The organism is Streptomyces qinglanensis, assembly GCF_900111245.1.
Classification (GTDB): domain Bacteria; phylum Actinomycetota; class Actinomycetes; order Streptomycetales; family Streptomycetaceae; genus Streptomyces; species Streptomyces qinglanensis.
In genome coordinates this window covers 1-12,299 of the sequence record NZ_FOGO01000012.1, presented here as the reverse complement: position 1 = coordinate 12,299, position 12,299 = coordinate 1, and the positions used below count along the sequence as shown (strand labels likewise).

9 protein-coding genes and 1 rRNA gene are annotated in these 12,299 nt (G+C 72.2%); 8 read left to right on the top strand and 2 right to left on the bottom strand.

Translation table 11 applies throughout. The annotated features are described in order from the left end of the window. The first annotated feature begins 95 nt into the window (after positions 1–95). The 4 genes from BMX65_RS22915 (at position 96) to BMX65_RS22900 (ending at position 3,930) form a co-directional block, all read left to right on the top strand. Entirely contained in the window at positions 96–269 is a 174-nt protein-coding gene (locus tag BMX65_RS22915; protein WP_019356880.1) for a Trm112 family protein, read from the top strand. Positions 270–446: 177 nt separating this feature from the next. Next, on the top strand, positions 447–1,649 hold the full coding sequence (locus tag BMX65_RS22910; RefSeq protein WP_075002246.1) for an SIS domain-containing protein: 1,203 nt from the start codon (positions 447–449) through the stop codon (positions 1,647–1,649). Between the two features lie 79 nt (positions 1,650–1,728). Further along, complete coding sequence (gene manA, locus BMX65_RS22905; protein ID WP_075002245.1) at positions 1,729–2,913, top strand: mannose-6-phosphate isomerase, class I; 1,185 nt, start codon at positions 1,729–1,731, stop codon at positions 2,911–2,913. 39 nt (positions 2,914–2,952) lie between these two features. Beyond that, positions 2,953–3,930 (top strand): cation diffusion facilitator family transporter, encoded by a 978-nt coding sequence (locus tag BMX65_RS22900; protein WP_075002244.1) that lies wholly within the window; start codon positions 2,953–2,955, stop codon positions 3,928–3,930. A 414-nt stretch (positions 3,931–4,344) separates the two neighbouring features. Here BMX65_RS22900 and BMX65_RS22895 read toward each other — a convergent pair whose 3' ends face one another. Further along, complete coding sequence (locus BMX65_RS22895) at positions 4,345–6,669, bottom strand: fructose-specific PTS transporter subunit EIIC (RefSeq protein ID WP_075002243.1); 2,325 nt, start codon at positions 6,667–6,669, stop codon at positions 4,345–4,347. A gap of 393 nt (positions 6,670–7,062) precedes the next feature. Here BMX65_RS22895 and ahcY point away from each other — a divergent pair, with 393 nt between their 5' ends. Together ahcY and BMX65_RS22885 are read left to right on the top strand one after the other, a co-directional pair. Further along, positions 7,063–8,523 (top strand): adenosylhomocysteinase, encoded by a 1,461-nt coding sequence (gene ahcY, locus BMX65_RS22890; RefSeq protein WP_075002242.1) that lies wholly within the window; start codon positions 7,063–7,065, stop codon positions 8,521–8,523. Positions 8,524–8,943: 420 nt separating this feature from the next. Next, positions 8,944–9,564 carry a hypothetical protein gene (locus BMX65_RS22885; RefSeq protein ID WP_075002241.1) on the top strand — a complete coding sequence of 207 codons (621 nt, stop codon included), beginning with the start codon at positions 8,944–8,946 and terminating at the stop codon, positions 9,562–9,564. A gap of 59 nt (positions 9,565–9,623) precedes the next feature. On the opposite strand, the gene BMX65_RS22880 is transcribed toward BMX65_RS22885, so the two are convergent. Continuing rightward, entirely contained in the window at positions 9,624–10,571 is a 948-nt protein-coding gene (locus BMX65_RS22880; RefSeq protein WP_075002240.1) for an RDD family protein, read from the bottom strand. A 166-nt stretch (positions 10,572–10,737) separates the two neighbouring features. On the opposite strand from BMX65_RS22880, the gene BMX65_RS22875 reads away from it, so the two are divergent. Continuing rightward, on the top strand, positions 10,738–11,745 hold the full coding sequence (locus BMX65_RS22875) for a stage II sporulation protein M (protein WP_075002239.1): 1,008 nt from the start codon (positions 10,738–10,740) through the stop codon (positions 11,743–11,745). Positions 11,746–12,208: 463 nt separating this feature from the next. Next, a 16S ribosomal RNA gene (locus BMX65_RS22870) occupies positions 12,209–12,299 on the top strand; the annotation flags it as partial.

Below are 12,299 nucleotides of genomic sequence, written 5' to 3'. Positions count from 1 at the left end.
CGGTACCCTGACGGCACAGTCACCGCAGCCGCAGCCGCAGCCGCAGCCGCAGCCGCAGCCGCAGCCGCAGCCGCACACCGCACCTGGAGGAAGACATGCCGCTCGAAGCCGGACTCCTGGAGATCCTCGCCTGTCCGGCGTGCCACGCGCCGCTGCGTGAGGAGGGCGACGAACTGCAGTGCACCGGGGACGCGGAGTGCGGCCTGGCCTACCCCGTACGCGACGGCATCCCCGTGCTCCTGGTGGACGAGGCCCGCCGGCCCGCCTGAGCCGGCACGCGGCGGCACGCGGCGCCCCCGGCGGGACTGCCTCCGCGGGACTCCCCCCGCGGGATCGCCCCAGCGGTACGCCCGCCGGGGAAGAGCCGGGCACCTGCCGCCGGAGCGCCGCCCCCGCGGTGACTGCCGCCACGCGCAGCACCGCAAGCCGATCGGAGGCCACGGAAGATGCTCGACGAGACGCTCCTGGACGCACCCGAGGACCTGGCCCGTGCCGACGCCCGGGGTCTGCTGCGCGGCGCCGCGCAGGCCGGCGCGCACGTCCGCACCGGGATCCGGCAGGCCGCCGAAGCGGGCGTGGACACGCTCCGGCCGGAGGGCCGCCCCCGCGCGCTCCTGGTCGCCGGTCCGGGGACGGCCACCGCGTGCGTCACCGACCTGCTGGGCGCCCTCACCGACGGAGCCCTGCCCGTCACCGGCCTGCGCCCCGCCGGCGCCCAGGCCGCCGGCGGCGCACTGCGCTGGACGCTGCCGGGCTGGGCGGGCCCGCTGGACCTGCTGCTGCTCGTCACCCCGGACGGCACCGAGCCCGGCCTCACGGCGCTGATCGACCAGGCGTACCGGCGCGGCTGCACCGTCGTCGCCGTCACCCCGCGCGGCACCCCGCTGGCCGACGCACTCGGCGAGACCCGCGGCCTCACCCTGCCCCCGGCCCCGGGCCCGCACGGGATCCACTCCTCGCCGGACCGCCCCGACCCGCTGGACCCGGCAGCCCCCGCCGCTCCGCCCGGCGGCGGACCCGGCACCTTCTGGAGCCTGCTCACCCCCCTGCTGCTGCTGTGCGACCGCCTCGGACTCACCCGCAGCGGCCCGGCGGACCTCGCCGGGCTCGCCGACCGGCTGGACGAGGTCGCCGAACGCTGCGGACCCGCCGTCCCGACCTACAGCAACCCCGGCAAGACCCTGGCCGTCGAACTGGCGGGCTCGATACCGCTGCTGTGGAGCGAGGGCGGCGTCGCGGGCGCCGCGGCACGGCACTGGTCCGCGGTCCTGGCCGCGCTCTGCGGCCGCCCCGCGCTCGCGGCCGGCCTGCCCGAGGCCCTGACCGCGCACGGAGCGCTGCTGGCCGGCCCCTTCGCCCCGGCCTCCGGCCAGGACGACTTCTTCCGCGACCGGGTCGAGGACGAGCAGACGACCCGCGTCCGCGTCGTCCTGCTGCGCGACGCATCCCCCGGCGGCGAATCCGCGACGGTGCCCGCCCGCGACCTGGCCTACGCGCACGGAGCGGCACTCAGCGAACTGGAACCGGCCGAGGGCAGCAGTCCGCTGGAGGCGGCCGCCGAACTGATCGCCACCGCCGATTTCGCCGCCGTTCACCTCACGCTCGCCGACAGCGACTCCCCTTGGGCAGAACGCGGCACTCGGGCATGACGCGGCCCCCGGCGCGCCGCCGCGCCCGCGCCGCACCCTGCACATGACACCTCCCCGCACGACAGGAACAGCACCTCTCATGGACCGTCTGGAGAACTCCGTCAGGCCGTACGCCTGGGGCTCCACCACCGCCCTCCCGGAACTGCTCGGCCAGGAGCCCACCGGCCGCCCGCAGGCCGAACTGTGGATGGGGGCGCACCCCGGCGCGCCCTCCCGCATCGACCGGGGCGCCGGACCGCTCCCGTTGTCCGAGGTGATCGACGCCGCTCCGGAGCGCGAACTGGGCACCCCGGCAGTGCGCACCTACGGCCCCCGGCTGCCTTTCCTGCTGAAGCTGCTGGCAGCCGCCGCCCCGCTCTCCCTCCAGGTGCACCCCGACAGCACGCAGGCTGCCCAGGGCTACGCCGACGAGGAGGCGCGCGGCATTCCGCTGGACGCGCCGGAACGCAACTACAAGGACGACAGCCACAAGCCCGAACTCCTCTGCGCCCTCACCCCGTTCGAGGGGCTGTGCGGATTCCGGCACCCCGAGGAGGCCGCCGCGCTGCTGGACGGGCTGGGCGTGCCCGGACTGAAGCCGTACGTCGACATCCTGCACGCCCGACCCGGCGGCGAGGCACTGCGCGAAGTGCTCTCCGCCCTGCTGACGGCGGACCGGGACGCGATGGCCGCCACCGTCGCCGCGGCCGCCGAGGCAGCCGCCGCGCGCCCCGAGTACGCGGTGTACGCGGACATCGCACACCACTACCCGGGCGACCCCGGAGTGCTCGCCGCGATGCTCCTCAACCACGTCGTGCTGCGTCCCGGCGAGGCACTGTTCCTCGCCGCCGGAGTGCCGCACGCCTACCTCAGCGGCCTCGGCGTCGAGATCATGGCCAGCTCCGACAACGTGCTGCGCTGCGGCCTGACGCCCAAGCACGTGGACGTCCCCGAACTGCTGCGCATCGTGCGCTTCGAGCACACCGAGCCGGGCGTGCTGCGGCCCGAGGCCGACGAGGTGAGCGGCGAGGAGAGCTACGAGGCGCCCGTCGGGGAGTTCCGGCTCTCCCGCTTCGTCCTCGTCCCCGGCGCCCCGGCGCACCCGCTGGACCCGTCCGCCGCGCAGATCCTGCTGTGCACCGCGGGAGCCGTCGTCCTGCACGGCGGGACCGACGGCACGGAGGAACTCGCCCTCGCCCCCGGGCAGTCCGCCTACGTTCCGGCGGAAGAGCCGGTACGGATCTCGGGTGACGGTACGCTCTTCCGCGCCACCGCTGCCGTCTGATCGGACGGTCGCACAGCAGCAGGAAGGGACCTCTCACTCGTGAGTGCATCAGGCGGAACAAAGGCGATCGTCGCCGCACTGGGCGCCAACCTGGCCATCGCCGTCGCCAAGTTCGTCGCGGCGGCCTTCAGCGGCTCGGCCTCCATGCTGGCCGAGGGCGTCCACTCCGTGGCCGACTCCGGGAACCAGGCCCTCCTGCTGCTGGGCGGCAAGAAGGCCAAGAAGGCCGCCAACGAGGAGCACCCCTTCGGCTACGGCCGCGAGCGCTACATCTACGGCTTCCTGGTCTCCATCGTCCTGTTCACCGTCGGCGGCGTCTTCGCGCTCTACGAGGGCTACGAGAAGATCGTCCACCCGCACGAGATCGAGCACTGGTACTGGCCGGTCGGCGTCCTGGTCTTCGCTGTGGTGGCCGAAGGCTTCTCCTTCCGGACCGCCATCCGGGAGTCCAACGAGATCCGCGGCAAGCAGAGCTGGACCCAGTTCGTACGCCGCGCCAAGGCCCCCGAACTGCCGGTCGTGCTGCTGGAGGACTTCGGCGCGCTCGTCGGCCTCGTCCTCGCCCTCGGCGGCGTCGGCCTCGCCCTGCTGACGGGCGACGGCGTCTGGGACGGCGTGGGCACCATGTGCATCGGTGCGCTGCTCGTCGTCATCGCGCTGGTGCTCGCGGCCGAGACCAAGTCGCTGCTGCTCGGCGAGTCCGCCGCCCCGGCCGAACGGGACCGGATCCGCACCGCGCTCGTCGACGGCGAGACGGTCACCCGCGTCATCCACATGCGTACCCTGCACCTGGGCCCGGAGGAGCTGCTGGTGGCCGCCAAGGTCGCCGTCCAGCACGACGACACGGCCGCACAGGTCGCCCGCGCCATCGACGCCGCGGAGCACCGCGTCCGCGAAGCCGTCCCGATCGCCCGGGTCATCTACCTGGAGCCGGACGTCTACCGTGCGGAGCAGGACACCGAGCCGGAGCCGGCGGCGGAACCGGCGGACGCGTCCGGCCGCGGCCCCGGCGCCTGACGGACCGTCCCCCGGGCGTGCCGGGCTCACCCGGCCGCCGCGCGCAGCGGAAGGGCCCGCCCCTGGAATTCACCGGACCGGGGGCGGGCCCTCGTCGTGGGCACTGCCGCTGTGTGCTGGGCTGCCACGGCAGCGCTGCGGAAGCGGCAGGGCTTCAGGAGCGGCAGCGCTTCAGGAGTTGCCGCTGTGGTGCGGCAGTGCTTCGGCTGTGGTGCGGCAGTGCTTCCACTGTGGTGCGGCAGTGCTTCCACTGTGGTGCGGCAGTGCTTCCACTGCGGTGCGGCAGTGCTTCGGCTGTGGTGCGGCAGTGCTTCCACTGTGGTGCGGCAGTGCCGCGGTGTCGGCTGACCGGCGGCCGACCGCATCGACCGCCGGGTGCGGCCGATGCGGTCGGACCGGACGATGCGCCGAACCTCAGCCGATCTCGGCGAGCGCGGCCAGCACGGTGTCCTTGTCCGGGGCCTCCAGCAACCGGGTGCGGAACGCGGGATCCATCAACTTCCGTGACAGCAGCGCCAGGATGCGCAGGTGCTCGTCGCCTGCCGCCGCCTCGGGCACCGCGATCATGAACACCAGCCGCGCCCTGGTCCCGTCCAGCGAGCCCCACTCGATGCCCTCGGCGGACCGCGCGAACCCGACGACCGGAGCGGTGACCGCGTCCGTCTTGGCGTGCGGGACGGCGATCTCCTCGCCGAGCCCGGTCGTGCCCTGCTCTTCGCGGGCGAGCGCGGCCCGTACGAGCGCCTCGCTGTCGGAGACCTTGCCGCTGCGGCCCAACAGCTCGGCCATCTCCCGGATGCCGGCTTCCTTGCCGTCGGCCGCGAGCTGCTCGCGCACGGTCTCCGCGGACAGATAGCCGGAGAGCACCCCGGAGGACTCCGCGGCGGCATCGGGCGCGGGGCTGCTTTCCGTGCCGGTGCCGGCCGTCCCGGGCGCGCCCTCGGCGGCCTCCGGCTCCCCCGCTGTCGGGCCTTCCTCCGGGGCGGAACCGGCCGCGCTTCCCGGTGCCCCGCCCTGGGCCGGCACGGCAGGCTGCTCCGCCGCCGAGGCCGGGGGCGGCTCCGCGGCCCGGGCCGCGGGCGTGGCCGAGTCCCCCGCCGGGTCCCCCGCCGTGCTCCGGGCGGCGTCCCCCGCGTCCTCCCCGCTGAGGACACCGGCGCCCACCGCGGCCGGGGCCCGCACCGCACGCTCCGCGGAGTCCGTGCCGGGGGCGTCCTGCCCGGAACGCCGTGCTCCGAGCGTCACCAGGCCGACCGTGGTCGCTGCCGTGACCACGGCACCGGTCAGGAGCGCCACGAAGAACATCGCCACACCGTCGACCGCGCCCAGCACCGCCACGATCGGCCCGCCGTGCGGCACGTTGTCCCCGACCGAGGCCAGCCCCGCGATGCCGCCCGCGACGGCGCCGCCGAGCATGTTCGCCGGGATCACCGTGGCGGGCCGCGCGGCGGCGAACGGGATGGCGCCCTCCGTGATGCCGAAGAAGCCCATGAACAGCGCGGCCAGGCCGGTCTCCCGCTCCTGGTCGGAGTAGAACCTGCGGCGCAGCAGCGTCGCGAGGCCCTGCCCCAGCGGGGGCACCGGAATGGCAGCCGCGCACATCCCCATCACCTCGGGGCTCTTGGAGACCAGCCCGGCCCCGAACAGGAACGCGGTCTTGTTGACCGGGCCGCCCATGTCGAAGGCGATCATCAGCCCGAGCACCACGCCCAGCAGCGCGGCGCTGGTCCCCGTCATACCGCCCAGGAAGTCGGTGAGGTTCTCGAAGACCCAGGAGATCGGCCTGCCGATGACATAGACGAAGAACAGGCCGAGCGCGGAGGTCGCCACGATCGGGATCACGATGATCGGCATGATGGGCCGTACGAACCGCGAGACCGGTATCCGCTTGATCCAGCGCACCAGGTACCCGGCCAGGAACCCGGTGACGATCGCGCCGATGAAGCCCGCACCCGACTCGGAGTCGTACAGCTCGCCGGTGTTGGCGATCCAGCCGCCGATCATGCCCGGCACCAGCGCGGGACGGTCGCCGATCGCATAGGCGATGTAGCCGGAGAGGATCGGCACCATCAGCGTGAACCCGATCACGCCGATGTCGTTCACGTGCTTCCAGAAGCTGCCGTCGGGGATCACCAGACCGCCGTCGGCCTGCGGGTGCCCGCCCAGCGCGAGCGAGACGGCGATCAGCAATCCGCCGACGACGACGAACGGGATCATGTACGAGACGCCGTTCATCAGCGCCTTGTAGCCGGCACTGCGCTCCCGGCCCTTGGCTCCGGCGGGCCCGGTGGCCGCCGTGCCGGAGCCCCCGCCGCTCCCGTCGCCTCCGCTGCCGCCGCCGCGGGCGCCTCCGGCCGCAGCGGAGGCCGCGCCGCCCGGATGCACCGGGGCCTCGCGTACCCGGTCGATGAGCCCGTCGGGGTCGCTGATGCCCTCCGCCACTCCGACGCAGAGCACCCGCTTGCCGCCGAACCTGCCGAGGTCCACGTCCTTGTCGGCGGCGACGATCACGCCGTCCGCCGCGCTGACATCGTTGTCAGACAGGACGTTCTCAGCGCCGATGGACCCTTGGGTCTCCACCTTCATGGCGATACCACGGGCTTGTGCGGCCTGGGTCAGTTTTTCCGCCGCCATGTAGGTATGGGCGATACCGGTCGGACACGCCGTCACGGCGAGCAGTTTCAGCCCCGGGTCGGCCGGGGGAGCCGCTCCGTCACGGGGGTCGGCAGGACTGGTCACGTGGGAACTCCTAGCTCGGCCAAGGGGTGGAGAGGTGCGTTCTCGCGCCGTCGCAGTCGCCGTCGCAGAGGCCGCAGGGTGCACCGAACCAGCCGGACGGCCAAAAAAGCAAGCGGCCGAAAACCGACCCCGAGGCGCCCTTGCTGTCAGCGGCGCCCGTCTTGTCCCCTGGACGGGCGGTGTAGATTCGTAGAGCCAGACGTCGCTGCTGATGGCGGTCGGGAGGCCCGGACACCGGGCCACCGAGGGAGAGAGGGCCTCCGACGGACTGAGCTGCGAGCAGGGGACGAGTGTGCCCGGTCACGATGCGCGCCTCCGCGCGACCGGTGCCGCACCGCCCCGGCGCCGCAGCACGGACCAGCCTTATTTCTCGACACCGAGGAGCAGCTCGCAATGACGACGACCTCCACGACCGGCCAGGACTTCAAGGTCGCGGACCTCTCGCTGGCGGCCTTCGGCCGCAAGGAGATCAAGCTGGCCGAGCACGAGATGCCCGGCCTGATGGCGATCCGCAAGGAATACGCCGCCGACCAGCCGCTCGCGGGCGCCCGAGTCACCGGCTCCCTGCACATGACCGTGCAGACGGCGGTGCTCATCGAAACGCTGGTCGCCCTGGGGGCCGAGGTCCGCTGGGCCTCCTGCAACATCTTCTCCACCCAGGACCACGCTGCCGCGGCCGTCGCCGTCGGCCCCGACGGGACCCCGGAGAACCCGAAGGGCATCCCGGTCTTCGCCTGGAAGGGCGAGACCCTGGAGGAGTACTGGTGGTGCACGGAGCAGGCCCTCACCTGGCCGAACGCCAGCACCGGCGGCCCGAACATGATCCTCGACGACGGTGGTGACGCCACCCTCCTGGTGCACCAGGGCGTCGAGTGCGAGAAGGCCGGCTCCGCGCCCTCGGTCGACACCGCCGAGAACGACGAGCACCGTGTCGTCCTCTCGGTGCTCAACCGCACCCTCAGCGAGAACCCGCAGAAGTGGACCCAGCTCGCCTCGGAGATCCGCGGTGTCACCGAGGAGACCACCACCGGCGTCCACCGCCTGTACGAGATGCACCAGGCGGGCACGCTGCTCTTCCCGGCGATCAACGTCAACGACGCCGTCACCAAGTCGAAGTTCGACAACAAGTACGGCTGCCGCCACTCGCTGGTCGACGGCATCAACCGCGCCACCGACGTCCTCATCGGCGGCAAGACGGCCGTCGTGTGCGGCTACGGCGACGTCGGCAAGGGCTGTGCCGAGTCCCTGCGCGGCCAGGGCGCCCGGGTCATGATCACCGAGATCGACCCGATCTGCGCCCTGCAGGCGGCGATGGACGGCTACCAGGTGGTGACCCTGGACGACGTGGTCGAGACCGCCGACATCTTCATCACCACCACCGGCAACAAGGACATCATCATGGCCTCGGACATGGCCAAGATGAAGCACCAGGCCATCGTCGGCAACATCGGCCACTTCGACAACGAGATCGACATGGCGGGCCTCGCCGCCATCGACGGCGTCGTCAAGGACGAGGTCAAGCCGCAGGTCCACACCTGGACCTTCAAGGACGGCAAGACCCTCATCATCCTCTCCGAGGGCCGCCTGCTGAACCTGGGCAACGCCACCGGGCACCCCTCGTTCGTGATGTCCAACAGCTTCGCGGACCAGACGATCGCCCAGATCGAGCTGTTCACCAAGCCCGAGTCCTACCCGACCGACGTCTACGTCCTGCCCAAGCACCTGGACGAGAAGGTCGCCCGCCTCCACCTGGAGGCCCTGGGTGCCAAGCTGACCACGCTCCGCCCGGAGCAGGCGTCCTACATCGGCGTTCCGGTCGAGGGCCCCTACAAGCCGGACCACTACCGCTACTGAGCACCGCAACCCGGCCGGGTCGGTGCGGGCGGCGTACGCGACTGTGCGTGCCCGCACCGGCCCGTCGGCCTCGTCGGCTCGCCGGTAACCGCCGGTGGGTACGCTCGCCGGTATCCGCCGGTGGGTACGACGGTGCGCGCCGGGGATCCAGCCGGTGCGCGACCGGTGCGATACCGGTAGGCCGGTGTGCCGCCGCAGGAGGCCGTACGGCGGTGACGGGCCGGGCCCGCTACCACCGGTCGCGCCGCCTCCGGCACCTCCGGGGGCGCGGTACGGTCACCTCCAGCACTACATGGGTCCTACCGGCCCGTCCGAGCCCGGCGGCACCACCGCCGGGCTCGGACGGCGCCCGGACCGGACCACAGGCCCCCCGCCCCGCGGGGGGCCTGCCCGTCACCGCACCGACCCCGGACACCGCCCATGCCCCGCGGCCGCTATTCGCTGCACGATCCGCACGACCACACCTTCCTCGGAGAAGAGCACTTCCACTGCGCCACCGGCCCCTCCGGCTGGCGCTACGTCTCGCAGCTCACCGACCCCGCAGGTGAGCACATCGGCTCCGTCGACCTCACGCTCGACGACCTCGGCCGCCCGATCCGCCTCGAACTCCGCGCCGCGAACTGGCGGATCCGCGGAGCGGCACTGGACGGCGTCACCTGGGTGCGTTCCGACCCCACGGGAGAGCAGGCCCAGGAGGGCAATGCCGCCGCGCATTCCTTCACCGGGGCTTCCCCCGCGTTCCTCGTCGCGACCGCGCGGCTGCTGCGCCCGGCTCCCGGTGACCGGGCGACCCGCGTCCGCCTCGTCGCGTTCACACCCCCCGTCCTCGCTCCCCGCACCCTGGACCAGTCCTGGGCGCTGTCCGACAGCGAAGCACACGACACCGACAACGGCCCGCTCGTCGTGCACCACTACCAGGTCTCCGACTTGGAGACCGGAGAGCAGCACGCGGTGCACCTCACCGGCGACGTCGTCCTGGCGGCCCCGGGCATCGAGTTGGAGGACCTGGAGTCGCCCCCGTCGGTGTTCGACAAGGGGTAGCGCGCCGGAGCCCGGCTCCGAGCCGCCGTGCTCCCGGGCGCGGCCGGTCCGACAACGGGCTAGGAGGGCGGAACGAAGCCCGTGCGCGGAGTGGGCGGGCCGTCCTCGCTCCTGTCCGGGGCCGAGCCCTCCCGTCCCGAGGCGGGCGGAGAAGGAGGCGGAACAGGCGGCGGAGGGGAAGGGCTGGTCGCCGTGGACGGCTGTGTCTGCGGCTGTGGCGACGACCGAGACCACGACGACGGGGAGGACGGCATCCCGGAGGAACCCAAGGAGCGCCGTGCCTCGCGCTCCCGCCGCTCCGCAGCGATCCCGGCCAGATAGCTGACCGCGGGCACCCCGTGCGGCGCCGGCGCTCCTGTCCACCCGATGACGTCGTCCGCCAGCCGCTCCGCCATCGAGTGCCGCACAGCGGGGTCCAACTGCTCGGCACGCAGCAGGAACTGCCGGATCGCGAGCCAGAGCGCGTCCGGAACGCGCGACAGATCGAGTTCGGCGAACTCCGCGGCGCACCACCGGGGCGGAGGCGGCACCGCCGTGCGCCCCGGCCGGGGACTGCGTACCCGTACCACCAGCGTCCCGGCGAACACGTCACCCAGCCGGCGACCCCGCTCGGACACCAGCGAGGCCGTACAGGCCACCACACCGAACAGCAGTTGCATCTCGACGACTCCGACCGCCCCGCGCACCAGCGCGTGCCGGAACCGGATCGGACCGCCGTCGTCCCGTACGACCCGCAGTCCCGCTGCGAGCTTCCCGACCGAACGTCCCCCGGTGAGCGTCTCGACCGCGATCGGCAGCCCGACGGGGACCAGCACGAAAAGCCCCACCTGCACAGCCGCGAGCGCGGCTGGGTCCAGGGAGTCGACGGACACCAGCAGGGCGAGCGTCAGCGCCAGGTAGACGACCCAGACGATGACCAGGTCCAGGCAGACGGCCAGCGCCCTGCTCGGCAGCCGTGCGGGACGCAGCCCGAGCACGACGGCTTCCCCGGTCACCAGCTCACTCATCGCACACCCCCAGTTCGTCGGCCGCAGTGCGGAGGCACCACGGCTACGGGCCGCTCTCGCCCCACCCGTCGGGAACGCTCCCGTCGCCACACCACCAGGCACCCGGGGCAACCGCCCGGTGCCGCCGCCCCAGTCTTCCAGTACGACGATCTGGGAAACTCGCTCCATGGACCTGGACGTCTTCGTCTCGGCGCACCGCGCGGAATGGGACCGCCTGGACGTACTGCTGCGCCGCCACCGCCGCCTCTCCGGCGCGGAGGCCGACGAACTCGTCCGGCTCTACCAGCGCGCCGCCACCCATCTCTCCCAGGTGCGGTCGAGTGCGCCGGACCCGGACCTCACCGAACGCCTCACCCACCTCGTCGCCCGCGCGCGCAGTGCGGTCACCGGAGCGCACACCGCCTCCTGGCGCGATGCGGCGCGCTTCTTCGCGGCCGGCTTCCCAGCCGCTGTCTACCGCTCGCGCACCTGGTGGGTTCCCACGGCGCTGCTGTCCGTCGTGCTGACCGTGCTCATCGCCTGGTGGGTGGGCACTCACCCCGAGGTCCGCGCCACCATCGGAGCGCCGGAGGAGCTCCGAGAGATGACGCGCCCCGGTGGCCGGTACGAGGCGTACTACTCCAGCCACCCGGCCACCTCCTTCGCCGCCCAGGTCTGGACGAACAACGCCCAGGCCGCGGCCCTCTGCCTGGCCTTCGGCGCCCTCCTCGGCATCCCCGTGCTCTGGGTGCTCTTCCAGAACGTCCTCAACCTCGGCGTCGGCATCGGGCTCATGGGATCCGCTGGGCGCCTCGACACCTTCCTCGGCCTGCTGCTGCCGCACGGTCTCCTGGAGCTGACCGCCGTCTTCGTCGCGGCGGGCACGGGGCTGCGGCTGGGCTGGACTGTCATCGATCCGGGCCATCGGAGCCGGCGAACAGCACTGGCCCAGGAGGGACGTTCGGCCCTCGGCATGGCCCTCGGACTGGCGGCCGTCCTTCTCGTCTCCGGCGCCGTGGAAGCCTTCGTGACCCCCTCCGGCCTGCCCACCTGGGCGCGGATCCTCATCGGAGTCCTGGTGGAACTGGCCTTCCTCGGCTACGTGTATGTCCTGGGGCGCCGCGCGGCCGGGATGGGCGAAACCGGTGACATCGCCGTGTCGGACCGCTCGGCGGAGGCACCCACCGCCGGATGATGTGCGTGGACGGCCGGGAACCTGCTACTGTCCTCTCCGCCCCGGAAAACCGTTGACGCGGTGGCCCGCGGGCAGTAGATTCGAACAGTTGCCTAGAGTTGGACAAGCTCGGCAGCAGCAGTTAGATTCTTCTTCGCTTCGACCACAAGAAATCCGGCGACGGAATTCTCGTGCGAGAAGCACTCCGAACTCGAAGCAGATTCGATCTGATAGAGTCGGAGACACCAAAAGGGCAAACGTCCGGAGAAACCGGTACTGCATCGTCAGAACCGATTGGTTTCGAAGGAAGCGTCCGTTCCTTGAGAACTCAACAGCGTGCCAAAAGTCAACGCCAGATATGTTGATACCCCGACCTGCCGAGTGTTCGGCGGGTTGAGGTTCCTTTGAAATACACAACAGCGAGGACGCTGTGAACCGGGGGATTATTCCTCCTCTGGTTCCGCTCTTCCTGTGGATGGAAGCATTCACGGAGAGTTTGATCCTGGCTCAGGACGAACGCTGGCGGCGTGCTTAACACATGCAAGTCGAACGATGAAGCCGCTTCGGTGGTGGAT